24 protein-coding genes are annotated in these 24,137 nt (G+C 72.7%); 17 read left to right on the forward strand and 7 right to left on the reverse strand.

The genetic code is table 11. The features are described from left to right. The first annotated feature begins 5 nt into the window (after nt 1–5). The 12 genes from ABD665_RS16215 (at nt 6) to ABD665_RS16270 (ending at nt 12,082) form a co-directional block, all read left to right on the forward strand. Nucleotides 6–527, forward strand: coding sequence for an O-acetyl-ADP-ribose deacetylase (locus ABD665_RS16215; protein WP_204909985.1), 522 nt, complete (start codon nt 6–8; stop codon nt 525–527). Nucleotides 528–572: 45 nt separating this feature from the next. Continuing rightward, nucleotides 573–1,979 carry an L-serine ammonia-lyase gene (locus ABD665_RS16220; RefSeq protein ID WP_204909986.1) on the forward strand — a complete coding sequence of 469 codons (1,407 nt, stop codon included), beginning with the start codon at nt 573–575 and terminating at the stop codon, nt 1,977–1,979. Between the two features lie 148 nt (nt 1,980–2,127). Then, nucleotides 2,128–2,943, forward strand: coding sequence for a transglutaminase-like domain-containing protein (locus tag ABD665_RS16225; protein WP_344742526.1), 816 nt, complete (start codon nt 2,128–2,130; stop codon nt 2,941–2,943). Nucleotides 2,944–3,241: 298 nt separating this feature from the next. Next, nucleotides 3,242–4,354 carry a sn-glycerol-3-phosphate ABC transporter ATP-binding protein UgpC gene (locus ABD665_RS16230; RefSeq protein WP_204909988.1) on the forward strand — a complete coding sequence of 371 codons (1,113 nt, stop codon included), beginning with the start codon at nt 3,242–3,244 and terminating at the stop codon, nt 4,352–4,354. Between the two features lie 115 nt (nt 4,355–4,469). After that, a complete protein-coding gene (locus tag ABD665_RS16235) occupies nt 4,470–5,855 on the forward strand; it encodes a DUF4032 domain-containing protein (protein WP_204909989.1) in 1,386 nt (461 codons plus the stop codon). A 62-nt stretch (nt 5,856–5,917) separates the two neighbouring features. Then, entirely contained in the window at nt 5,918–6,355 is a 438-nt protein-coding gene (locus ABD665_RS16240) for a MarR family transcriptional regulator (RefSeq protein ID WP_204909990.1), read from the forward strand. 98 nt (nt 6,356–6,453) lie between these two features. Further along, complete coding sequence (gene cysS / locus ABD665_RS16245) at nt 6,454–7,923, forward strand: cysteine--tRNA ligase (RefSeq protein ID WP_425562182.1); 1,470 nt, start codon at nt 6,454–6,456, stop codon at nt 7,921–7,923. Next, nucleotides 7,923–8,885, forward strand: a complete 963-nt coding sequence (gene rlmB / locus ABD665_RS16250; RefSeq protein WP_204909992.1) for a 23S rRNA (guanosine(2251)-2'-O)-methyltransferase RlmB — start codon at nt 7,923–7,925, stop codon at nt 8,883–8,885. The genes cysS and rlmB overlap by 1 nt, the downstream gene beginning before the upstream one ends. Nucleotides 8,886–8,948: 63 nt before the next feature. Then, nucleotides 8,949–9,485, forward strand: coding sequence for a sigma-70 family RNA polymerase sigma factor (locus tag ABD665_RS16255; RefSeq protein ID WP_204909993.1), 537 nt, complete (start codon nt 8,949–8,951; stop codon nt 9,483–9,485). A 105-nt stretch (nt 9,486–9,590) separates the two neighbouring features. Beyond that, nucleotides 9,591–10,292: a hypothetical protein gene (locus ABD665_RS16260; RefSeq protein ID WP_204909994.1), complete on the forward strand. Its 702-nt coding sequence runs from the start codon at nt 9,591–9,593 to the stop codon at nt 10,290–10,292. Nucleotides 10,293–10,434: 142 nt separating this feature from the next. Continuing rightward, nucleotides 10,435–11,865 carry a glycine hydroxymethyltransferase gene (locus tag ABD665_RS16265; protein WP_425562183.1) on the forward strand — a complete coding sequence of 477 codons (1,431 nt, stop codon included), beginning with the start codon at nt 10,435–10,437 and terminating at the stop codon, nt 11,863–11,865. A gap of 16 nt (nt 11,866–11,881) precedes the next feature. Continuing rightward, nucleotides 11,882–12,082 (forward strand): hypothetical protein, encoded by a 201-nt coding sequence (locus ABD665_RS16270; protein WP_204909996.1) that lies wholly within the window; start codon nt 11,882–11,884, stop codon nt 12,080–12,082. Nucleotides 12,083–12,119: 37 nt separating this feature from the next. Here ABD665_RS16270 and ABD665_RS16275 read toward each other — a convergent pair whose 3' ends face one another. Next, entirely contained in the window at nt 12,120–13,145 is a 1,026-nt protein-coding gene (locus ABD665_RS16275; protein WP_204909997.1) for a M43 family zinc metalloprotease, read from the reverse strand. Nucleotides 13,146–13,360: 215 nt separating this feature from the next. On the opposite strand from ABD665_RS16275, the gene ABD665_RS16280 reads away from it, so the two are divergent. The 3 genes from ABD665_RS16280 (at nt 13,361) to ABD665_RS16290 (ending at nt 15,526) form a co-directional block, all read left to right on the forward strand. Then, on the forward strand, nt 13,361–14,365 hold the full coding sequence (locus ABD665_RS16280) for an aldo/keto reductase (protein WP_204909998.1): 1,005 nt from the start codon (nt 13,361–13,363) through the stop codon (nt 14,363–14,365). Between the two features lie 88 nt (nt 14,366–14,453). Continuing rightward, a complete protein-coding gene (locus tag ABD665_RS16285) occupies nt 14,454–14,885 on the forward strand; it encodes a VOC family protein (RefSeq protein WP_204909999.1) in 432 nt (143 codons plus the stop codon). Further along, complete coding sequence (locus tag ABD665_RS16290; RefSeq protein ID WP_204910000.1) at nt 14,885–15,526, forward strand: winged helix-turn-helix transcriptional regulator; 642 nt, start codon at nt 14,885–14,887, stop codon at nt 15,524–15,526. The genes ABD665_RS16285 and ABD665_RS16290 overlap by 1 nt, the downstream gene beginning before the upstream one ends. 7 nt (nt 15,527–15,533) lie before the next feature. On the opposite strand, the gene ABD665_RS16295 is transcribed toward ABD665_RS16290, so the two are convergent. Together ABD665_RS16295 and ABD665_RS16300 are read right to left on the reverse strand one after the other, a co-directional pair. Next, nucleotides 15,534–17,009 (reverse strand): cryptochrome/photolyase family protein, encoded by a 1,476-nt coding sequence (locus ABD665_RS16295; RefSeq protein ID WP_204910001.1) that lies wholly within the window; start codon nt 17,007–17,009, stop codon nt 15,534–15,536. An 84-nt stretch (nt 17,010–17,093) separates the two neighbouring features. After that, the gene (locus tag ABD665_RS16300; RefSeq protein WP_204910002.1) at nt 17,094–18,800 is read right to left on the reverse strand and encodes a DUF2207 family protein; all 1,707 of its coding nucleotides are present in this window, start codon (nt 18,798–18,800) and stop codon (nt 17,094–17,096) included. A gap of 64 nt (nt 18,801–18,864) precedes the next feature. Between ABD665_RS16300 and ABD665_RS16305 the strand changes: the two genes are divergently transcribed. Continuing rightward, nucleotides 18,865–19,974 carry a neutral zinc metallopeptidase gene (locus ABD665_RS16305; protein WP_204910003.1) on the forward strand — a complete coding sequence of 370 codons (1,110 nt, stop codon included), beginning with the start codon at nt 18,865–18,867 and terminating at the stop codon, nt 19,972–19,974. A gap of 219 nt (nt 19,975–20,193) precedes the next feature. On the opposite strand, the gene ispF is transcribed toward ABD665_RS16305, so the two are convergent. Together ispF and ABD665_RS16315 are read right to left on the reverse strand one after the other, a co-directional pair. Continuing rightward, the gene (gene ispF, locus ABD665_RS16310) at nt 20,194–20,676 is read right to left on the reverse strand and encodes a 2-C-methyl-D-erythritol 2,4-cyclodiphosphate synthase (protein WP_204913631.1); all 483 of its coding nucleotides are present in this window, start codon (nt 20,674–20,676) and stop codon (nt 20,194–20,196) included. 10 nt (nt 20,677–20,686) lie between these two features. Next, a complete protein-coding gene (locus ABD665_RS16315) occupies nt 20,687–21,172 on the reverse strand; it encodes a CarD family transcriptional regulator (RefSeq protein ID WP_204910004.1) in 486 nt (161 codons plus the stop codon). Between the two features lie 280 nt (nt 21,173–21,452). Here ABD665_RS16315 and ABD665_RS16320 point away from each other — a divergent pair, with 280 nt between their 5' ends. Beyond that, the gene (locus ABD665_RS16320; RefSeq protein ID WP_204910005.1) at nt 21,453–22,085 is read left to right on the forward strand and encodes a hypothetical protein; all 633 of its coding nucleotides are present in this window, start codon (nt 21,453–21,455) and stop codon (nt 22,083–22,085) included. Nucleotides 22,086–22,187: 102 nt separating this feature from the next. Here the strand turns inward: ABD665_RS16320 and ABD665_RS16325 are convergent, their stop codons facing one another. Further along, the gene (locus ABD665_RS16325) at nt 22,188–22,865 is read right to left on the reverse strand and encodes a response regulator (protein WP_204910006.1); all 678 of its coding nucleotides are present in this window, start codon (nt 22,863–22,865) and stop codon (nt 22,188–22,190) included. Continuing rightward, entirely contained in the window at nt 22,862–24,106 is a 1,245-nt protein-coding gene (locus ABD665_RS16330) for a sensor histidine kinase (RefSeq protein WP_344742527.1), read from the reverse strand. The genes ABD665_RS16325 and ABD665_RS16330 overlap by 4 nt, the downstream gene beginning before the upstream one ends. Nucleotides 24,107–24,137 lie beyond the last annotated feature (31 nt).

Genomic DNA, 24,137 nt, shown 5'->3' on the forward strand with positions numbered 1-24,137 from the left:
TCGGCATGCCCGGCATCACGCTCGTCCTCGGCGATCTCACCACGCAGGACGTGGACGCGATCGTGAACGCGGCCAACCACACGATCCTGGGCGGCGGCGGGGTGGACGGAGCGATCCACCGGGCCGCCGGGCCGAAGCTGCTGGAGGCGTGCCGGCGGGTGCGGAAGACGACGTTCCGGGAGGGGCTGCCGACGGGCGAGGCCGTCGCGACGACCGCCGGCGACCTGCCCGCCCGCTGGGTCATCCACACGGTCGGGCCGACGTGGGCGAAGACGATCGACAAGTCGGACCTGCTGGCCTCGTGCCACACCCGCTCGCTGGCCGTGGCCGACGAGGTCGGCGCGCGGACGGTCGCCTTCCCGGCCATCTCGACCGGCGCGTACCGGTGGCCGATGGACGACGCCGCGCGGATCGCGCTCGCCACGGTCGCCGCCGCCACCACCGAGGTCGCGGAGGTGCGGTTCGTGCTGCGCGACCAGAAGGCGTACGACGTTTTCGCCGCGGAGCGCGAGCGCCAGGGCGTCTGACCCTTCGACAGGCTCAGGGAGCGTGGGAGGCGGCACACTGGCCCCGTGGTCAGTGTCTTCGAGCTCTTCACCGTCGGTATCGGTCCGTCGAGCTCCCACACCGTCGGGCCGATGCGGGCGGCGAAGCGGTTCGTGGAGTCGCTCGCCGCGTCCGGGCTCCTGCGCGAGACGCGCCGGGTGAAGGTCGAGCTGTTCGGCTCGCTCGGCGCCACCGGGCACGGGCACGGCAGCGACCGGGCGGTGCTGTGGGGCCTGACGGGGCTCGACCCCGAGACGATCGACACGGCCGCGGCCCCCGGGCTGGCCCGCGAGATCAAGGAGCGCGGGCGGCTGCGGCTCGGCGGGCACCACGAGATCGGCTTCGACGCGGACGAGGACCTGGTCATGCACCGGCGGCGCTCGCTGCCCTTCCACCCGAACGGCATGACCTGCACGGCATGGGACCGCGACGGGGTCGAGCTGGTCAGCCGCACGTACTACTCCATCGGCGGCGGGTTCGTGCTGGACGACGACGGTTCCGGGAGCCCGACGCTCAAGCCCGACACGACGGCGGTGCCCTACCCCTTCCGCACCGCGGGCGAGCTCCTCGCCCAGTGCGAGAGCGAGGGGCTGAGCATCGCCGAGGTGATGCTGGCGAACGAGGCCGCGCGCTCGTCGGAGGCCGACGTCCGCGAGGGGCTGCTGCACCTGTGGGAGGTCATGGTCGCCTGCGTCGCGAACGGGACCACGACCCCGGGCGTGCTGCCCGGCGGCCTCAAGGTCCGCCGTCGCGCCGCCGACCTGCGCGCCTCCCTCGACGGACGCGCCGACGTCGACGCGGCCGCGGTGGCCCTCGGTGAGGTCAGCAAGGCCGACCCGCTGGCGGCGCTGGACTGGCTGACCGTCTGGGCCTTGGCGGTCAACGAGGAGAACGCCTCCGGCGGGCGCATCGTCACCGCCCCGACGAACGGCGCCGCCGGCGTGATCCCGGCGGTGCTGCACTACGCGGTGACGTTCCTGCCCGGGCCGACCGAGGAGACGGTCGTGCGGTTCCTGCTCACCGCCGGCGCGATCGCGGCGATCTACCAGCAGACGGCGTCGATCTCGGGCGCCGAGGTCGGGTGCCAGGGCGAGGTCGGCACGGCGTGCTCCATGGCCGCGGGCGCGCTCGCGGCGGTGCTGGGCGGGACGCCGGCGCAGGTCGAGAACGCGGCCGAGATCGGCATGGAGCACCACCTCGGGCTGACCTGCGACCCGGTCGGCGGCCTGGTGCAGATCCCGTGCATCGAGCGGAACGCCGTCGGCGCGGTCAAGGCCGTCACCGCCGCCCGCCTCGCGCTGCACGGCGACGGCCGGCACACGGTCAGCCTGGACAAGGTGATCAAGACCATGATGGAGACCGGCGCCGACATGAAGATCAAGTACAAGGAGACCTCGCGCGGCGGCCTCGCCGTGAACATCGTCGAGTGCTGACGGTTTCTTGCTCACTTCCGACCCCGAGATCGCGATGTGAGCCTTCACAGGAGGTCCTGAGGGGCATCTCGGGGGCGGAAACGAGCAGACGTCTCAGGGCACGCCCGCCGAGATGACGGGACGCGGCGGTTCCGGAAGGATCCGGGACGTGAAGCGCAGCGTCACCAGCCACCTGGACCTCGGGCTCTCCGCGCCCGCCCGCCTCGTGTTCGCCGTCGCCGCGGCGCAGGGGGTGCCCTTCGCGAGCGAGTCGATGGCGTTGAGCGTGGACGGCGTCCCGGTCGTCGCGCGCAAGCTCGTCGACATCACCGGGAACCGGATGCACGTGCTCGACGCGATCGGCAGCAAGGTCCTCATGGACTACGCGGCCGTGGTCGAGGGCCAGGCCGCCCCGCCGCCGGTCGACGACTTCGACCTCATCACCTACCTGCGCCCCAGCCGCTACTGCGAGTCGGACAGCCTCGCGCCGACCGCCGCGGCGCAGTTCTCGGGGCTGCACGGCGCCGAGCTGCTCGACGCCGTCTCCACCTGGGTGGCGGACATCCTCACGTACGTCCCCGGCTCGAGCCTGCCGACCGACGGCGCCGTCCGGACGTTCCTCGGGCGGCAGGGGGTCTGCCGCGACTACGCGCACCTCTGCATCGCGCTGCTCCGCGCCCTGAACGTCCCCGCCCGCCTCGCCGCCGTCTTCGCCCCCGGCCTGAGCCCGATGGAGTACCACGCGGTCTGCGAGGCGTACCTCGAGCAGACCCCTGACGGCAGCCCCGGCGGCTGGTTCGTCGTCGACGCCACCAAGCTGGCGCCGCGGCAGAGCCTGCTGCGCGTCGCCACCGGCCGCGACGCCGCCGACACCGCGTTCCTCACGAACTACGGCGGCATGGTGACCCTCGACGGCCTCGAGGTCACGGCGGTCGTCGACGACTTCGGCACCGACGACGGCAGCGAGCTGATCCAGCTGCTGTAAGGCCCGCGTACGGGGCGGCGCGACGGCATCGGCCCCCGTCGCGGACGCACTGACCACGGAACTCTCGTACTCACCACGGCAGATCTGCCGTGGTCAGTACCGGTCTTTCACGTAAACGTGAAAGTCCTGTGACTCGTGGGGCGCAGACGCCGTCCGCAGAGCGCGGGGAGGAGGTACTGGCCGGGATGAGGGGCGCTCGGCTACAGTCCGTCTTGCGCAGCGCTGCGTCTAGGGCGCTACGCGTTTTTTCCACTACGGATCGTCGGGCACGTACCTGCCCGTGGAAAGGAAGTGTGGCGTGGCCACAGTCAACTTCAAGGACGCGACCCGCGTCTACCCCGGGGCGGACCACCCCAGCGTCGACAAGCTGAACCTCGAGATCGGCGACGGCGAGTTCATGGTCCTCGTCGGGCCCTCCGGTTGTGGCAAGTCCACCTCGCTGCGGATGCTCGCCGGCCTGGAGGAGATCAACCAGGGTTCGATCTACATCGGCGACCGTGACGTCACGGACCTGCCGCCGAAGGACCGGGACATCGCGATGGTGTTCCAGAACTACGCGCTCTACCCGCACATGACCGTCGGCGACAACATGGGTTTCGCGCTCAAGATGGCCGGCGTCAGCAAGACCGAGCGTCAGACGCGCGTGGCCGAGGCCGCCAAGCTCCTGGGCCTGGAGGACTTCCTCAACCGCAAGCCGAAGGCCCTCTCCGGTGGTCAGCGCCAGCGCGTCGCCATGGGTCGCGCCATCGTGCGTTCGCCCCAGGTCTTCCTCATGGACGAGCCGCTGTCGAACCTCGACGCCAAGCTCCGCGTCTCCACCCGCACGCAGATCGCGGCGCTCCAGACCCGTCTGGGCGTCACCACCGTCTACGTGACCCACGACCAGGTTGAGGCCATGACGATGGGCGACCGCGTCGCGGTGCTCAAGGACGGCCTGCTGCAGCAGTGCGACACGCCGCTCAACCTGTACGACAAGCCGAAGAACCTCTTCGTCGCCGGCTTCATCGGCTCCCCGGCCATGAACCTCATCGAGGGCAAGGTCTCCGCCGACGGCATCCACATCGGTGACTACGTCGTCCCCGTCCCGCGCGAGACCCTCGCCCGGGCGTCGAACGAGCAGAACCTGATGCTGGGCATCCGTCCGGAGAACTTCACCCTGGGCGAGGGCAACGACGGCATCGGCATCGACGTCGCCGTCGTCGAGGAGCTGGGTGCGGACGCGTTCCTCTACGGGACCGTCTCCGGCCTCGACGAGGACGCCCGCCTCACGGCGAACCAGATCACCGCCCGCATCTCGGGCCGGACGCCTCCGCAGCGCGGGACGACCGTCCGGCTGCGGATCGACCCGGACCACGTCCACGTGTTCTCCAAGGCGAGCGGCGACCGGATCTCCCCGGACAACGCCCGCTGAGCTGAGCACGCCGGTCTGAACAGGCTGGTCTGACACAGCCACGACGCCCCCCTCCCGCCGCGGGAGGGGGGCGTCGTGCGTCCCGCAGGTCCACCGCGGCTGGGAGGATGAGAGCGTGCCCCGCTTCCTGTCGGTCAAGCCCGACACCCGTCTGATCACCCTGCCCTGGAGCACACCGCTGGCGGAGTGGCCGACCGACACCCTCGTCGCGCTCCCCCGCGGCATCTCGCGCCACGTCGTGCGCTTCGTGCGCGTGGGCCGGGAGGTCTACGCGGTCAAGGAGGTCATCGAGCACCTCGCGCGCCACGAGTTCTCGCTGCTGCGCGACCTCGAGCGCCTCGACACCCCGTCGGTCGAGGCCGTCGGCGTCGTGGTCGGCCGCGTCGACCCGGACGGCGACCCGCTCGACCCGGTCCTGGTGACCCGGCACCTGCAGTTCTCGCTGCCCTACCGCTCGCTGTTCACGCGCGGCGTGCGCCAGGACACCGTGAACCGGCTCGTCGACGCGATGGTCGTGCTCATCGCGCGCCTGCACCTGATCGGCTTCCTCTGGGGCGACGTCTCCCTGTCGAACACGCTCTTCCGCCGCGACGCCGGCTCCTTCGCGGCCTACCTCGTCGACGCCGAGACCGGCGAGCTGCACGAGAAGCTCACCGACGGCCAGCGCGAGCACGACCTGCAGATCGCCCGGACCAACCTCTTCGGCGAGTTCTGCGACCTCGAGGCCGGCGGCCTGCTGGACGAGGCCCTGGACCCGCAGGTCCTGGTCGAGACGATCGAGAGCCGCTACCGGGAGCTGTGGGGCGAGCTGACCGAGGTCGAGGAGTTCTCCGGGACCGAGATGCACCGCATCGACAGCCGCGTACGACGCCTGAACGCGCTCGGCTTCGACGTCGCCGAGCTCGACATCACCACCGACTTCGCCGGCTCGACCATCCGCATCCAGCCCAAGGTCGTCGACGCCGGGCACCACCAGCGCCGGCTGCTGCGCCTGACGGGCCTCGACACCGAGGAGAACCAGGCCCGCCGCCTGCTGAACGACCTCGACTACTTCCGCGCCCTGACCGACCAGCAGGGCGCCGACGAGTCGATCGTCGCCCACCAGTGGCTGACCGACCGCTTCGAGCCCGTGGTGAACTCCGTGCCGCACGACCTGCGCGGCAAGCTCGAGCCCGCCGAGGTGTTTCACGAGGTCCTGGAGCACCGCTGGTTCGCCAGCGAGCGCGCGGGCCGTGAGGTCCCGCTCGACGAGGCGGCGCAGAGCTACATGCGCACGGTGCTCGGCAGCCTGCCCGACGAGAAGATCGCCCTGTCCTCGATGGCGTCCATGGGTCCGCTGGCCAACCCGTACGACCCGTCGCAGGGCTACGACGACGACGAGGAGTCCGCCCCGTACGACCCGTGGGAGGACGACGAGGGCGCCGCGGAGGACGACGCGGCAGCCGTGCCGGAGGGGTTCCTGGACATCGCGGCGCTGCGCGCGCGGGCCGGCAAGGGCTGAGCGCCGCGCCGCCTCCGTCGCGAACGGGCCTCACGCTTCGGTACCCCCGTTAGGGTGGGGTGATGGACGACGACCTGCTCGCGCTCGGCGAGGACGTGGTCACGACCGCTGCCCGCGTGGTCCGCTGGGTCCCCCGCGACACCGACTTCGGTCTGAGCCTCGCCGCGGTCCGCCTGCTCGCCCGCATCCGCGACCACGGGGCGGTGCGCATCAGCGACCTCGCCGTGGCGGAGAACTGCTCGCAGCCGACGATCACGAACCACATCAAGAAGCTCGAGGCCCAGCAGCTGGTCACGCGCACGGCCGACCCGAGCGACGCGCGCGCCTGGATGATCGGGCTCACCGACCTCGGCCGGGACCGCCTGGCCGAGATGCGGCACAGCCTCGGGAACAGCGTGCTGCCGATGCTCTCCTCGCTCTCGCGCAAGGACCAGAAGGCACTGCGCGACGGCGTCGACGCCATGCGGCGCCTGATGGCGCAGCAGCCCGAGCAAAACTGACCCTTCGACAGGCTCAGGGCGCGGACAGGTCGGCGAGCGGGCGGGCCACGCACGACGGGTCGGGGCCAGGGGTCCCTCCCGGCTAGACTTCCGCGGTGCTGACGGGTGAGGACGAGCGGGCGGAGACGCCTGCCACGAGCGGGTTCCGCGTCTACGACACCCGGACGAGCGCCGTCTGCGACCTCGAGACCGTCGAGCCGGGCAAGGTCTCGATCTACCACTGCGGCCTCACCGTGCAGTCGGCGCCGCACGTCGGGCACATCCGCAAGGAGGTCGTCTTCGACGTCCTGCGCCGCTGGCTGACCCACCTCGGCCTCGAGGTCACCGTGGTCGCCAACGTCACCGACATCGACGACAAGATCCTCACCAAGGCCGCGGCCAACGGCGAGCCCTGGTGGGCGCTGGCCTACCGCTTCGAGCGCGAGCTGCACACCGCGTACGACGCGCTCGGCTGCCTCCGGCCGACCTACGAGCCGCGCGCGACCGGGCACGTCCCGGAGATGATCGAGCTGATCAAGACCCTGATCGACCGGGGGCACGCGTACGCGGCGGCCGACGGTTCCGGGGACGTCTACTTCGACGTGCTGTCGTGGCCGGCGTACGGCGAGCTGTCGCACCAGGCCGTCGCCGACATGGAGCCCGCCACCGACGCGGACCCGCGCGGCAAGCGGGACTCGCGCGACTTCGCGCTGTGGAAGGGCCACAAGGCCGACGAGCCCGAGACCGCGTCCTGGTGGACGCCCTGGGGACGCGGCCGCCCGGGCTGGCACCTGGAGTGCTCGGCGATGGCCGCGAAGTACCTCGGCGCGGAGTTCGACATCCACGGCGGCGGGCTCGACCTGCGCTTCCCGCACCACGAGAACGAGCTCGCGCAGTCGACGGCGGCCGGGCAGCGGTTCGCCCGCTACTGGATGCACAACGGCTGGGTGACCGCGGCCGGCGAGAAGATGAGCAAGTCGCTCGGCAACGGCGCGCTGGTGAGCGAGGTCGTCAAGGCCTACCCCCCGCGCGCGGTGCGCTTCTACCTTGCGGCGCCCCACTACCGCTCGGCGATCGAGTTCAGCGACACGTCGCTGGCCGAGGCGACCGCCGCGCTGGACCGGATCGACACCTTCGTCCAGCGGGCCACCGTGCTCGCCGGTCGGGTCGACCCGGTCGTGCCCGACGCCTTCGCCGCCTCGATGAACGACGACCTGGGCACCCCCGGCGCCGTCGCCGTCCTCTACACCGCCGTCCGGCAGGGCAACAACGCGCTCAACGCGGAGGACAGGGAGACGGTCGCCGTCGCCCTCGCCGAGGTCCGCGGGATGCTCGGCGTCCTCGGCCTCGACCTCGACGACCCGGCCTGGGCGGGGTCGGCGCAAGACGACCGCCTCGAGGGCGTGGTCGACGGGCTCGTCGCCGCCGTCCTGGAGCAGCGCGCCCAGGCCCGCCGCGACCGCGACTTCGCCACCGCCGACGCGCTCCGCGACCTGCTCACCCGCGTGGGCGTCGAGGTCGCGGACACCCCGCAGGGCGCCGAATGGTCCCTCAAGCACGCCACGACAACCAGCTCGGAGAACGACTGATGCCCGGAAACAGCCAGCGCAAGGGCGCCGTCCGGCGCAAGGGCAAGGGGAACACCGCCGGTTCCGGCGGACGCGTGCGTCGCGGCCTCGAGGGCCGCGGCCCGACGCCCAAGGCGGAGGACCGTCCGTACCACGTCGCGCACAAGAAGGCTGCGGCCAACGGCGAGCGACCCACCTCCGGGCGCACCCCGGAGAAGCGCACCGGGCGGCCCGGCTCCGGGCCCGAGTGGGTCGTCGGCCGCAACGCGGTCCTCGAGGCCATGGAGGCCGAGATCCCGGTGAAGTCGGCGTACGTCGCCGAGGGCGCCGAGCGCGACGACCGGCTCCGTGAGGTCTTCCGGCTCGCTGCCGACCGCAGCACGCCGATGCTGCAGGTCACCCGCGCCGAGCTCGACCGCATGACCGCGGGCGCGATCCACCAGGGCCTGGCCCTGCAGCTGCCCGAGTACACGTACGCCCACCCGGACGACCTGCTCGCGAGCGCCCTGGACTCCGGCACCGAGCCGTTGATCGTCGCCCTCGACTCGATCACCGACCCGCGCAACCTCGGTGCGGTCATCCGTTCGGCCGCCGCCTTCGGCGCCCACGGCGTCCTGATCCCGGAACGCCGCTCCGCCGGCATGACCGCCGCCGCGTGGAAGACCTCCGCCGGTGCGGCGGCCCGCCTGCCCGTCGCGCGGGCGACCAACCTCAACCGCACGCTGCGCGCCTACTCCAACGCGGGGCTCCGGCTCGTGGGCCTCGACGGCGAGGCCGACACGGACCTGCCGGCGACCGAGGGCATCACCGGTCCGCTCGTGCTCGTCGTCGGCAGCGAGGGCGCCGGGCTCTCCCGGCTCGTCCGCGAGGCCTGCGACAGCCTGGCCTCCATCCCGATCGCCACGACGGTCGAGTCCCTGAACGCCGGGGTCGCCGCGGGCATCGCGCTCTACGAGATCTCCCGGCAGCGCCGTACGCCCTGACCGGCGGCGGCCGCGGACGGCGGGGCAACCGCCGGCGCGCCGCGGGGGCACGAGGATGACGACGTGCCGACGGACGAGGACCTCGACGGCCTCGTCCCGGCGGCGCAGGCCGGCGACGCCGAGGCCCTGAACGCGCTGCTCGTGCGCCTGCAGCCCCTCGTGCTGCGGCGGTGCTCACGGTTCCTCCCCCACCGGGCGGACGCGGAGGAGGCGGCGCAGGACACCCTGCTCGCCGTCAGCCGCGGCCTGGGCGGCTGGACCGGCCGCGGCTCGTTCCGCGGCTGGGTGACCGTGATCGCCTCCAACTGCGCGCGGGCGACCTACCGTGCGCTCCGGCGCCGCAGCGAGGTCGCCGGGCTCGCGCCGTGGCTCGAGGGCGTCGACCCGCAGACCACCAGCGTCATCGCCGGCACCCGGCTCGACCTGCTGGAGAGCCTGGACGCGCTCGGCGCCGCGTACCCCGACCTCGGCGAGCTGGGCTACGACGAGATCGCCGAGGTGCTCGGCCTCCCGCTCACGACCGTGCGGGACCGGATCCACCGGGCCCGGACGTTCGTCCGGGCCCGGCTGCGGCTGTCCCTCGACGAACGGCGCCGCTGAGGCCGTCGGGCCCACAGAAAACTCGTCTCCAACGAACCCGCCCCACCACGCCTCTCTCCTGACGAGAGCGTCGCCACCCGGCGACGCCGACCGTCAGGAGACGTCATGTCCCGCACCGCCCCCTTCCTCCACCGCCCCTCCGCGCGGGTCGCCCGGCCGCTGCTCGTCGGCGCCGCGCTCCTCGGCTCCGTGGCCCTCGCGATCCCGACGTCGGCGGACGCCGCGCCCCACGACGGCGTGACCACGGCGGCGCTGCTGAGCATCGAGGACGTCCGCGCCGCCGGCCTCGACGGCGACTCCGCCACGCTCAGCCGGACCGGCGACGCGCAGCTCGACGACGGCGGGCACAACGACGAGAACTGCCTGTCCGACAAGACCATCCGGGCGGTCACCGGGGCCAAGTCCTACCCCGACCGGGGCACCGGGCAGGGCTACGCCGACGGCACCTGGTCGAGCACCCAGGACAAGGAGGTCTACGTGACGGAGGCGGTCGCCCAGGGGGCGACGGCGAAGGACACCGACCGGTACGTCGCCACGCTGACGAGCCTCGTCACGCGGGTGCGGGAGTGCCAGGAGGACCCGGCGGAGGGGTTCCGGCACGCGCCGGTCCGCCACGTCGACGCGGGCGGTGGCGCGACGGCCGACTACTACGCGACCGTCTACGCCGACGGGTCGCGGGACGGCGGCGGCGTCGCCGTGGTGCGGGACGGCACCCGCTTCGGGATCGTCAGCCTCAGCTCCGGGCGGGACAGCAGCGCCTCCACCCTGAAGCGGCTCGCGACCTGGGCGGCGCAGCGGCTGCGCTGAGGCGGGCCGCCGGAAAGCGGGAGGGAGCTCTCCGGGCGCGGGATAGATTTGGGCCACCGCTCGATCCGTCCACGCCTGGAGCCCTGCCGTGACCGACACCCTCGCACCGCCCACCGCCCCCAACGCGACCGCCGCCAGCGACCTGAGCGGGTCGGCCTCGCAGGCCTACCGGTCGGCGCTGGAGGTCATCGCCTCGGTCGAGCCGCGCATCGCCGCTGCGACCCGGGCGGAGCTCGCCGACCAGCGGGCCTCGCTCAAGCTGATCGCCTCGGAGAACTACGCCTCCCCCGCCGTGCTGCTCACGATGGGCACCTGGCTGTCGGACAAGTACGCCGAGGGCACCGTCGGGCACCGCTTCTACGCGGGCTGCCAGAACATCGACGAGGTCGAGTCGATCGCGGCCGAGCACGCCCGCGCGCTCTTCGGCGCCGAGTACGCGTACGTCCAGCCGCACTCGGGCATCGACGCCAACCTGGTCGCCTTCTGGTCGATCCTGGCGCACCGCGTCGAGCTGCCGGAGCTCGCCGAGCTCGGCCTCAAGAACATCAACGAGATGTCCGAGGAGCAGTGGGAGACGCTGCGCCACAAGTTCGGCAACCAGCGCGCGCTCGGCATGTCGCTCGACGCCGGCGGCCACCTCACCCACGGCTTCCGCCCGAACATCTCCGGCAAGATGTTCCACCAGCGCTCGTACGGCACCGACCCGCAGAGCCAGCGGATCGACTACGACGCGGTGCGCGCCGCGGCGCACGAGTTCAAGCCGCTGATCCTCATCGCCGGCTACTCCGCCTACCCCCGCCGCGTCGACTTCGCCCGCATGCGCGAGATCGCCGACGAGGTCGGCGCGACGTTCATGGTCGACATGGCCCACTTCGCCGGGCTCGTCGCCGGCAAGGTCTTCACCGGCGTCGAGGACCCGGTCCCCTACGCGCACGTCGTCACCACGACCACGCACAAGTCGCTGCGCGGCCCGCGCGGCGGCATGGTGCTGGCGACCGAGGAGTACGCGCCCAGCGTCGACCGCGGCTGCCCGATGGTGCTCGGCGGTCCGCTCGGCAACGTGATGGCGGCCAAGGCCGTCGCCCTGGCCGAGGCGCGCACCCAGGAGTTCCGCGACTACGCGCAGGCCGTGGCCGACAACGCGCAGACCCTCGCCGGCGGGCTGCTGTCGCGGGGCGCCAAGCTCGTCACGGGCGGTACCGACAACCACCTCGTCCTCATCGACGTGAGCACGTTCGGGCTCACCGGCCGGCAGGCCGAGTCGGCCCTGCTCGACGCCGGCATCGTCACCAACCGCAACGCGGTCCCCGCCGACCCGAACGGCGCCTGGTACACCTCCGGCGTCCGCATCGGCACCCCGGCACTGACCTCCCGCGGCTTCGGCGGCGCCGAGTTCGACCGCGTGGCCGAGCTCATCGTCGACGTGCTGGAGAGCACCACCCCGGCGACCACGGCCGCGGGCGCCCCGGGCAAGGCGAAGTACGTCCTCGCCGACGGCGTCGCGGCCCGCACCAAGGCCGCCTCGGCCGAGATGCTCGACACGCACCCGCTGTACCCCGGTCTGGAGCTCTGAGGGGAAGGAACCGCCGGTGGCCCCCACCACCTTCACCAGCATCGCCATGGTGGCGTTCGCCGTGCTGGTGCTGACGATGGCCTCGTACGCGTGGCTCGGTGACTGGGAGCCCCGCGCCCGTCGCGGGCCCGATCCCCAGGACCGGGCCCGCGCGGAGGTCGACGCCTTCCGCCGGGCCATCGAGGCGTACGAGCGGGAGCAGCGCGGTCGTCCCTGACCGCGCTGCCCGGGCCCTCCGGCCGTAGGGCGCGGGATCAGCCGGCGGAACCCGACGCCCGGTAGTTCCGCCAGACCGAGACCATCCGCGCGACCTGGCCCTTGCTGAAGCGGTTGAGGCAGGCGTCGTCCCCGTAGCTCATGAAGTTGTGCACGGGGTCCTTGCCCTTGGCCCGGCAGGTGTCGAGCTTGGTGCTGCAGGAGAAGACGTTGTCGCCGTCGGCCTGGTAGGGCGTGTCGTCGACCTTGTCGCCCGGGCTCGTGCAGCCGTTCTCGAAGGTGTGGAAGAGCCCGAGCCAGTGGCCGACCTCGTGCGTGGCGCTGTCGCCCTTGCTGTAGCCCTTCGCCGAGCCGCCCGGCAGGCTGGCGTTCAGGACGACGACGCCGTCCAGGGGCAGCGTGGTGTCGAAGGGGAACGACGAGTAGCCGAGCAGCCCGTCGCTGAGCGACGTGACGTAGAGGTTCAGGTCGTCGAACCCGCCGCGGTGCAGGGCCGTCTTCGCGTCCTGGTCGTCGGTGGGGTCGAGCTCGGGGTTGCCCCAGTCGTACCAGTCGGAGCTGGCCGTCTTGTCCACGGCCTTGAGCCGGAACGAGAACGGCGTCTTCGTCGACCGGCTCGACGTCTTCCCGGCGTACGCCTTGTTCAGCACCGAGACCTGCTTCTTGATCCGCGACCGGCTGACGCCGCCCTTGCCCGCGTCGTCCGTGATCACGTGGACGTAGACGTCGATCTTGGTCTTCGGCAGCGACGCCCGTCCGGCCACGAGCCCGTGCCGGCGGGCCCGGGCCTGGAGCGCGGCCTCCGCGGCCTCGGTCTGCGCGGGCGTGACGTCGTTCGGGTCGACCCCGTCCAGCCCGCTGTCGGCCCGGACGCGCTGGTTCGGCGAGGCGGAGAGGCAGGGCGCGACGACCGTCGCCGCTCGGGCGTCCGCGGCCCCGGTCGTGCTCGTGACCGTGGGCGAGCTCGCCGAACCCGAGACGGTCAGCGCCGCGGCCGCGAGGGCGAGGCAGGCGGTGGCGACACGGGCCGCCCGCCAGGAGCGGATCAGCGGGTGGGGGTTCATGGGGTCCTCGTCCTGTGCTGGGGTCGTCGCACCCTCACGACCTCGCGGTCCGGCCGGCCGGCGCGTGGCCGGTCCGCCGACGGGGACCTCGTCCGCAGACCCCCGAGTGCAGACCCTGAGAACTTTAGGGCCAGTTCTTGGGTTGCGCGGCGCGCACGCCAGGACCGGTCGGGGCCGACCCGGCGCGGCCTGGTCCGCGGGGGCAGGCTGGGACCATGACCACCTCTTCCTCCACGCTCGGCACCCGCGTCCTCGGACGGGGGGACGCCGCCCTGACCGTGTCCACCCTCGGCCTGGGCTGCATGGGCATGTCCGAGTTCTACGGCACCGCCGACGAGTCCGAGGCCGTGCGCACCATCCACCGCGCCCTCGACCTCGGCGTGAGCTTCCTCGACACCGCCGACATGTACGGCCCGTTCACCAACGAGAAGCTGGTGGGCGGCGCGATCGCCGACCGGCGCGACGAGGTCGTGCTGGCGACCAAGTTCGGCAACGTGCGGGACCCCGACAACCCCCGGAACCGCCGCATCGACGGCAGCCCGGCGTACGTCCGCTCCGCCTGCGACGCGAGCCTGCAGCGGCTCGGCGTCGACCACATCGACCTCTACTACCAGCACCGCGTCGACAAGACGGTCCCCATCGAGGAGACCGTCGGCGCCATGGCCGAGCTCGTCACGGCGGGCAAGGTCCGTCACCTCGGGCTCAGCGAGGCCTCGGCCGACACGATCCGCCGGGCCGCCGCGACCCACCCCATCACCGCGCTCCAGACCGAGTACTCGCTGTGGACCCGCGACCTCGAGGGCGGCATCCTGCCCGTCCTGCGCGAGCTCGGCATCGGCCTCGTGCCCTACAGCCCGCTCGGGCGCGGCTTCCTCACCGGCACCATCACGAGCACCGACGACCTCGACCCCGACGACTTCCGCCGCCACAACCCGCGCTTCGCCGGCGACGCCCTGCAGGCGAACCTGGCCATCGTGGACGCCGTCCGCGCCGTGGCCGACGCCAAGGGCGCGACGCCCGGTCAGGTCGCGCTCGCGTGGGTCCTGGCGCAGGGCGACGACGTCGTCCCCATCCCGGGCACCAAGCGCGTCCGCTACCTCGAGGAGAACGTGGCCGCCGCGTCGGTCGTGCTGAGCGCCGACGACCTGGCCCGGCTGGACGAGGCCGTGCCCGCCGCGGTCGGCGAGCGCTACCCGGACATGAGCTCCATCGACGCCTGAGCCGAGATCGCCCGCTCGTGGGCCTTGACGTGCTACTTGCTTTTTGCAAGTGTGAGCAGCACCGACCAGGCCCACGAGAGGGACCGCCATGACCGCGATGTTCGTCAACCTGCCCGTCACCGACCTCGAGCGCGCGAAGGCGTTCTACGAGGCGATCGGGTGCCGGGTCAACCCGGCCTTCACCGACCACAACGCGGCCTGCCTCGTGGTGGAGGAGGACCACAGCTACTTCATGCTGCTGGTCCGGGACTTCTTCCAGTCGATGACCGAGCTGCCGATCGGCGACCCGGCCGTGAACCCGTCGTCGTCGACCGCGATCTTCCTCGACAGCCGCGAGGCCGTCGACGCCGCGGTCGCCGCGGGCGTCGCCGCCGGTGGGAGCGAGCCGGGCCAGGCGCAGGACTTCGGGTTCATGTACCAGCGCGGCCTCACCGACCCCGACGGCAACGTCGTGGACTTCGGCTGGATGGACCCGGTCGCCGCCGAGCAGGGACCCGCCGCGGCGATGCAGCAGGCCTAGTGGCGGCCCGGGAGTACGGGCAGTACGACGGCATCACGCGTGCCCTCGAGCTGGTCGGGGAACGCTGGGCCCTGCTCATCGTCCGCGACCTGCTCGTCGGCCCGCGCCGCTACGGCGAGCTGGCGGCCGGCCTGCCCCGCATCCCGAGCAACATCCTCGCGGCCCGGCTCAAGGAGCTGCAGGCGGCGGGCGTGCTGCGGCGCGCGCCGCACTCGCGGGTGATCGTCTACGAGCTCACCGCGTACGGGCGCGAGCTCGAGCCCGTCGTCCTCGCGCTCGGCGCCTGGGGCTTCCGCACGATCGGCGACCCGCGCGAGGAGCAGGTCGTCACGCCCGACTCGCTGACCATGTCGCTGCGGACCGCCTTCCGCCCGCAGGTCGCCGCGGGGCTGCCGGCGACCGCGTACGGGGCCCGTCTCGGTCCCGCCGACCTGCTCATCCGGGTCGACGGCGCCCGGCTGGACGTGTCGCGCGAGGAGGGTCCGGTCGACCTGGCCTTCGCCACCGGGCCCGGGCTGCTGCAGGTGATCGCGGGCGAGCTGGCACCCGAGCGGGCCGTCGCGACCGGCGTCGTCGAGGTGCTGCACGGCCGCGTCGACCTGCTGGACCGCTTCGCCACCACGTTCCGCGTGGCCGCCTGAGGCGGGTTCAGCGGAGGTCCGGGTGCTCCTCGAGCAGCTGGTCGAGGTCGGAGAGACGGTCCAGGCCGCGCAGCATCTGCCCCATCCGGAAGTTGCCGGACAGGTGCTCGCGGTGGCGGTTCAGGAAGCCCCAGTAGCCGGCCGTGAACGGGCAGGCCGTCGGGCCGGTGCGCTTCTTCGGGTCGTAGACGCAGTCGCCGCAGAAGTCGCTCATCTTGTTGATGTAGCTCCCGCCGCCGACGTACGGCTTGGTCCCGAGCACCCCGTCGTCGGCGTACTGCGACATCCCGACGACGTTCGGGACCATCACCCAGTCGTAGCCGTCGACGAAGCTGCGGTGGAACCACCCGGTCAGCTCCTGGGGGTCCCACCCCCGCTGCTGGGCGTAGTTGCCGAGCACCATCAGCCGCGGGATGTGGTGCGCCCAGCCGACCTCGCGGACCGAGCTCAGCGCCCAGGACAGGCAGCGCGCGTCCGTCCCCGAGGGGTCCAGCTCCCGGAACCAGTCGGGCAGCGGCGTCCGGGCCCCGAGCGCGTTCTCGTTCCGGTAGTCCTCGCCGAGGTACCAGTACAGGTTCCAGATGTAGTCGCGCCAGCCCATCACCTGCCGCACGAACCCCTCGACGGCCGCGATCGGGGCCTCGCCCGCGACGTACGCCTCCTCCGCCGCCCGCACCACCTCGAGCGGGTCGAGCAGGCCGAGGTTCAGCGGGGCCGACATCAGGGAGTGGGCCATCCAGCGGTCGCCGGCCAGCATCGCGTCCTCGAAGCGCCCGAACAGCGGCAGCCGGTGCTCGACGAAGTGGTCGAGCGCGGCCTGCGCCTCCGTCTGGCTCGCGGCGAAGCGGCGCGGGCCGTCCTCGCCGACGAACACCACGCCCCCGGCGGCCATCTCGTCGAGGTCGGCGCGGACCTGCGCGTCGATCTCGTCCTCCTCCGGCCACCAGGGACCGGCGACGTCGAGGCTCCCGGTCTTGGGCGGCGGCTCGCGGTTCTCCGCGTCGAAGTTCCACCGGCCGAGGACGGGTTCTGCGCCCTTCATCAGGACGTCGTGCCGCGTGCGGGCGTCGCGGTAGAAGTCCTCCATCAGCAGCCGACGCCGGCCGCGGCCCTGGGCCCAGCGGCTGAAGTCCTCGCGGCCCGTCACGTAGCCGCGCGCCGGCAGCCGCTCGACGTCCCGTTCGCCGGCGAGGGTGTCGACGAGGTGCAGCGCGGCCCACGTCGTCGGCTGGACGACGCTCAGCGGCTCGTCGACCTGCTCGAGGGCCTCACGGTAGGTGTCGGCGACGAGGTAGGTGCAGCGGTCCCCCAGCTCGGCGGCGCGGTGCCGCATCGCCGACAGGACCAGGTGCGCCTTCTGCCGGTGGTAGGGCCGGCGGGCGAACACCCGGCGCGACTCGATCAGCAGCACCCGCTGGTCGGGACCGTCGACGAACGTGTCGCCCAGCTGGTCGCCGAACAACCACCGCACGGGACGGACCATCGTGACCTCCTCGGGCACGCACCGTGCCTGGTCGTGCACCCGCGTCGGTGCACGAGGTGAACCCTTACCCGGGGGGCGGGGGCGCTACCGGGTGAAGAGGGTTCCGGAGACGGTGGTCGTGAAGTTGCGCAGGGAGTCGGGCAGGTCGCGCAGGTGCCAGTCCTGCGGACCGTGGTACCAGGGCAGGTCGTCGGAGTCGGGGTCCGCGTCGGTGTCGGTCGCCACGAGGGCGTCGAGCCAGCGCTCGCTGCCGCCGAGGACGATCGCGTACGGCAGCACCTCCGACAGCTCCTCGACGGCCCGGCCCTCCGGCATCTGGTCGGTCGGCTGGGTGAGCAGGGTCGAGCGCAGCGCGCCGAGGCCCTGCAGCAGGGCCACCCCCTTGGCGGTGCGCGACGGCGCCTCCTGGGCGACGAAGACCAGCCCGAGGCCCAGGACCACCAGGGCCAGGCCGATCAGGCCGAACGTCGTGAACGCGGCCAGCAGGGCGGTCACGCCGACGGCGACCACGAGCAGGCCGAGCGCGAGCTGCGTGAGGCGGTTCCGGGTGACGTCGGGGCGGTGGGCGAACCAGCCGTGCTCGACGACCTCGTCGTAGAGCGCGTCCTGCACCTTGTCGATCGACTCCCCGACCCGGCCGCCGATCTGCGAGACCCGCACCGGCTCGCCGTCGGGGGCGATGCCCTGGAGCAGCGCCTGCTCGAACGGCCGCAGGTTGGTGCCCGGGCCGATCCGCGTGAGCGTCCAGTCCGTGCGGGAGAAGGCGCTCGCCCGCGGCAGCTCGGTGATCAGCAGGTGGCCGCGCACGGCCAGGTCGACCAGGGTCGCCGTCACGTCGACGGGGTCGACGCGCTCGTCGGCCACGGTGCCCACGTGCCCGGGACGCACGTCCCCGACCACCCGGAACTCCGACCGCCCGGGACCGACCGGCACGAACTCCCCCACCGGCGCCGGGTCGCCCGCGTACGCGGCGTCCCGGCCGCGGCGGCGGTGGACCAGCAGCAGGGCGAGGCCGCCGAGCACGAGCAGACCGACGGCGATGCCGAGGGGCAGCGGGTCGGGCGAGAAGGCCCGGCCGACCGTCCAGCGGTAGTCGATCTGCTCGTTCGCGGTCACCTCGCCGGCGGGGAAGCCGATGTCGACGCCGACGACCTCGCCCTCGCCGCGCGGGCCGTCGGTGAAGGTCGGGGTGGTGGCGTCCTCGGTGCCCGCCGCGGCGGACAGGCAGGGCGTGGTCGAGTTCGGGCTGCCGGCGGTGCAGCGGACGTAGGTGAAGACGCCGGGGATCAGCACCGTCGCGCGGAACGAGGTCACCGTCAGGCTCAGGCCCTGCAGGACCCGCCACTGCAGCGCGGTGCCGTCCGGGACCGTGACCACCGCGCCGCGGACCGTGTAGGCGATGACGAGCTCGGGCGCACCGTTCGTCGCGACGGTCACCGTGGTGAACCGTCCGTCGGTGCTGACCTCGGGCGTCACGGCCGCACCGCCCGCGGTGGCCGTCACGTCGCTGACCGTCGTCGTGTAGCGACGGTCGCCCACGGCGTTCTGCACCGTCTCGAACTTCTGCGTCACCTGCGCCGGGGCCGCGCCCTCGAAGGTGATCGTCTCCTGCATCTTCAGGGTGCCGTCCTTGGCCACGTTCCCCGCGGCGACGACCCGGGAGGCCGTGCCCTCGGCGTGCGCGGGCCGCGCGGCGGGGCCGGCGACGATCGCCAGGGCGAGCAGCAGCAGCGTGACCAGGGCGACGAGGTGACGGCGCGGGGCCCAGGCGGCGGTGGTTTCCGGGTGCACGGGCGCGATCCTTTCACCTCCGGGGGCCCCTGAGGAGCACCCGTGGCCCATTACAGTGCCTGGCGTGAGCAACCAGCAGTGGGGCGGGCAGCCGTACGGCCGGCCTGGTCAGGCGCCCTGGCAGCAGGGCTACCCTCCCGGCGGCTTCGGCCAGCAGCCCTACGGCCGGCCCGCGTACAACCCGTACGGGCAGCCGCCCCCGGGCTATGCGCCGCGCGGCGGACCGTCCTTCGGCGGCCGGCCGCCGCGGCGCAAGGACCGTGGCGGCCGCCTCCTGCTGCTCGCGCTGATCGTCATCGCCGGCCTGTCCGTGCTCGGGTTCATCGGCACCGGGCTCGGCACGGGCAGCACCGGCACCAGCGCCGACTCTCCCTACCAGAACAACGACTACAGGGTCCCGCCGCCGGACCTCAGCCCGCCGCCGCTGCCCGTCCCGGACACGTACGAGCAGGCCGAGCAGGTCACCACGAGCAGCCCGTTCTACGGCCAGAGCGCCCCCGCGCCGGTCCGCTGCGACGCCGAGCCGATCGACGTCGGCAGCGCCAGCGACGCCCAGCTCGAGCAGCACTTCACCGCAGCGATGGAGTGCCTCGTCCGGGTGTGGGAGCCGCCGGTCACCGGGGCCGGCCTGATCATCGTGCGCCCGAGCGTCACCATCTACGGCTCGAAGATGACCACGAAGTGCGGCACGAGCGGGGTCAACGCCTTCTACTGCGCCGCGGACCAGCAGGTCTACTACTCCAACCGGCTCGACGACGAGCTGCCGATCGTCGCCCAGGACAAGTGGGCGGCCGACGTCGTCATCGCGCACGAGTTCGGGCACGCCCTCCAGGCCCGGACCGGCATCCTCATCTCGGCCAAGGCGCTCGGGCAGAACGCGAACGACGAGCAGACCGACCTGCTCTACAGCCGCCGCCTCGAGACCCAGGCCGACTGCTTCTCCGGCATGTACATCCGCTCGGTGTCGCAGTCGCTCGGGATCACCCAGGGCGACCTGCAGGGCATCGAGGGCACCTACCGGGCCGTCGGCGACGACGAGGTGACCGGCAACGCGACCATCCTGGGCAACCACGGCCTCGCCCGGTCCCGCGTCTTCTGGGGCGACACCGGCCTCGGCAACGGCAGCGTCGGTGCCTGCAACACGTTCACGGTGCCGGCCAGCCAGGTCCGCTAGGCGCCAGACCGAGCCACGCCCCCTGAGCCACTTGGCTACGCCCCCTGAGCCTGTCGAAGGGCCCCGAAGGGGTTGGCACAACCCGTCACTAGATGAGAAGCCGACCTCTTCGAGGCCCTTCGACGAGCTCAGGGGGCGTATGTGCGCTTCGACGAGCTCAGGTGGCGTTGCCGCGAGGCCCTTCGACGGGCTCAAGGGCGTACGTTCGCCTCGACGCGGTCAGGCGCGGTGGACCAGGGCCGTCGCGATCGCGGCGATGCCCTCACCGCGGCCGGTGAGGCCGAGCCCGTCGGTGGTGGTGGCGGAGAGGGTGACGGGCGCTCCGACGGCCGTGCTCAGCACGGCCTCGGCCTCCGCGCGGCGCGGGCCGAGCTTGGGGCGGTTGCCGATGAGCTGCACGGCGACGTTCCCGGGCTCCCAGCCGGCCGCCCGCAGGCGACGGGCCGTCTCCTCGAGGAACGCGACGCCGCCGACCCCGGCCCACTCGGGTGCGCTGGTGCCGTAGTTGGAGCCCAGGTCACCCAGCCCCGCCGCAACGAGCAGCGCGTCGCAGGCGGCGTGGGCGACCACGTCGCCGTCCGAGTGGCCCTCGGGGCCGTACGGGTCGTCGAAGCGGAGCCCGGCGACCGTCATGGGTCGTCCGGGCACCAAACGATGAACGTCCGTACCGATACCGGTACGGACGTTCGTCGTGTGGTTCAGTGCTCTGCGCTCAGGACGCGAGGACCTCGTCGAGCAGGACCTCGGCCCGGGTCTCCTCGACGCGCTCGGCGAGAGCGAGCTCGGAGACGAGGATCTGACGGGCCTTGGCCAGCATGCGCTTCTCGCCGGCCGACAGGCCACGCTCACGCTCGCGGCGCCACAGGTCGCGGACGACCTCGGCCACCTTGAGCACGTTGCCCGAGTGCAGCTTCTCCAGGTTGGCCTTGTAGCGGCGCGACCAGTTGGTGGGCTCCTCGGTGTGCGGCGCGCGCAGCACGCTGAACACCCGCTCCAGACCGTCCGCGTCGACGACGTCACGCACGCCGACCAGGTCCAGGTTGTCCGCCGGCACGCGGACGACCAGGTCGGTCTGGCCCACGATGCGCAGCACGAGGTAAAGCCTGTCCTCGCCCTTGATCTGTCGAGTCTCGATGTTCTCGATCACGGCCGCACCATGATTCGGGTAGACCACCGTTTCGCCGACCGTGAAAGACATGTTCCTCCAGTACCCCGATTGTCCGACAGCCAAGTTTAGCACGCTCACAGGGTCGCCTCTCCGGCGTTCGCGCTGGTCAGAGCCAGTTTAGGCGGCACCCGGGGGTTGACAAACCTGTGCTCCCTGTGGGCGGATCGGCCGGGCCGGGCGGCCGTGGGTCCACCCGGCCGGGTCGTACCTGCAGCTCACCCTCCGGTGTCGCTAGGCTGCCCCTGACGCTCACGCAAGGGGCTCGCACCGCTTCGACGACAGCAACGACACGACGAGACAGGGGTCAACCGTGACTGCCAGCGCGCTCCGCGCCCGCCGACCTTGGCACGCGCGTACGGGACGGGTCCGGTCCGCCTTCGCCGCCGCAGCCCTCCTGGCCGTCGTGCCCGCCGCGGCGTGCGGCACGAGCGGCGGCCAGACGTCGCGGCCGTACACCCCCTCCGAGGGCGTGAACTTCGACGTCGGCGACCAGACCGTGCCGGACTCGGTCATCCACGTCCGCAACCTGCTGGTGATCAGTCGCAGCGGGGGCACCGGCATCATCTCCGCGACCATGGTCACCTCCGGCCGCGACACCCTCACCGGCGTCACCGGGGTGCCCTACAAGGCCGACAGCAGCAAGGGCACGCCCTTCACCGCCGAGCTGCCCGCGGGACCCGTCCTGCTCACGAACAACGCCCAGGTCGTGCTGACCAACCAGCAGCCGCTCATCACCGTCAGCGGCGCCACCGGCCTCGCGGCCGGGCTCGACGCGGACGTGACCCTGCAGTTCGGCAAGGCCGGCAGCGTCACCACCCGCACCCCGGTCGTCGACGGCAACCTCTCGCCCTACAGCGAGATCACGCCGTCCGCGAGCCCCTCGGCCTCCGCCTCGCCCTCGGTGACCGCGGCCCCCTCCCCCACGCCGTCCGCCACCCCGTAGTCAGGGGGCGGTCGGGCCTGTGAAGCCCGGCGGCGCGACGCCAGCCCACGCCGGACCGGGTCAGAGCCCGGTCCGTGTCGGAACGAAGCGGAGACCGAGAGCTCAGCTCTCGAACTTGTAGCCGAGCCCCCGCACGGTGAGCAGGTGCTCGGGGTTGCCGGGGTCGGTCTCGAGCTTGGCGCGCAGGCGCTTGACGTGCACGTCGAGGGTCTTGGTGTCGCCGACGTAGTCCGCGCCCCAGATCCGGTCGATGAGCTGGCCCCGGGTCATCACGCGGCCGGCGTTGCGCAGCAGCATCTCCAGCAGCTCGAACTCCTTGAGCGCGAGCCGTACGGGCTGCCCGTCGACGGCGACCTCGTGCCGCTCGACGTCCATCCGGACACCGCCGGCCTCGACGACGTCGGGCACCAGCTCGACGTCCTGGCCGCGGCGGAGCACGGCGCGGATGCGGGCGACGAGCTCGCGGTGGCTGAAGGGCTTGGTCACGTAGTCGTCGGCCCCGAGCTCGAGGCCCACGACCTTGTCGATCTCCGAGTCGCGCGCGGTCAGCATGATCACGGGGACCGGTCCGCGCTGGCGCAGCTGCCGGCAGACCTCCGTGCCGGGGATGCCGGGCATCATCAGGTCGAGCAGGACGATGTCCGCGCCGGAGCGGTCGTACGCCGCCAGCCCCTCGGCACCGTCGGCGGCCTCGACCACCTCGAAGCCCTCGCGGCCGAGCATGTAGGCGAGCGTCTCGCGGTAGGACGGCTCGTCCTCGACGACCAGGACGCGGGTCACGACCGGACCTCCTGGGCGTGGTCCTGCGCCGTACGACGCGGGGCTTCTGGCTGCACGGGGTCCTCCTCGGGATGGGCCTGACGGCCCTCGTGGTCCGCGGCCCGTACCTGCGCGAGGTGGGCCGGGACGGTGATCGTGAAGGTCGACCCGCGGCCGACCTGGCTCCAGACGCCGACCTTGCCGCCGTGGCTGGCGGCGATGTGCTTGACGATGCTCAGGCCGAGGCCCGTGCCACCGTTCGCCCGGCTGCGGCCGTAGTCCACGCGGTAGAAGCGTTCGAAGATGCGCTCGGCCTCGGCCGGCGCGATGCCGATACCCGTGTCGGACACGGTGATCTCGACGTCGTCGTCCTCGGCGTGCGCCCGGGTGTGGGCGGCGACGACGACGCGGGCGCCGGGGTCGGAGTAGACCACGGCGTTCTCGACGAGGTTGCCGACGGCGGTGCTGAGCTGGCGCGCGTTGCCGAGCACCCGGGCACCGTGCGCACCCGCGAGGGTGAGCGTGACGCCCCGCTGCTCCGCGTCCACCCGGCAGCGGTCCACCGCGTCGTGCAGCACGTCGTCGATGTCGACGACCTGCGGCTCGGCGAGCGGGTCGTCGGCCTGCAGGCGGGAGAGGTCGATGATCTGGCTCACGAGGTCGGCGAGCCGGGCCGACTCCACGCCCATCCGCCCGGCGAAGCGGCGCACCGCACCGGGATCGTCCGCGGCGTCCTCGACGGCCTCGGCCAGCAGCGAGATGGCCCCGATCGGCGTCTTGAGCTCGTGGCTCACGTTGGCCACGAAGTCCCGCCGCGTCGCCTCGATCCGGTGCGAGGCCGTCAGGTCGTCGGCCAGGATCACGACGAGGTCCTCCGGCAGCGCCGCCACCCGGGCGCTCAGGTAGAGGACCGGGTCGCTGGGCCCGCGCCCGAGCTCGAGGTCGCGCACCCGGGTCTGGCCGTCGCGGCGGGCTTCGCGGACGAGGTCGAGGAGCTCGGGCACCCCGACGCGGGTCCCGCGGGCGAGCCCCAGCGAACGGGCGGCGCGGGTGGCCTCGAGGACCTCGTCGTGCGGCCCGACGACGACGGCCGACGCGCTGAGCACGGACAGGATCTCGGACACGCCGTCCGGCACGACGGCGGGCGGGTCCTCGAAGGTGACGGGCTCCTCCGATGCCGGCCGGCGCATCAGCAGCCAGGCGACGAGGGCACCGAGGAGGATCCCCGCGACCAGCACGGCGGCGGCCCCGAGTGGGTTCACGTGGCGATCCTAGGTGGGTCGCACCCCCACG

This window comes from Microlunatus spumicola, assembly GCF_039536445.1.
Lineage (GTDB): Bacteria > Actinomycetota > Actinomycetes > Propionibacteriales > Propionibacteriaceae > Microlunatus > Microlunatus spumicola.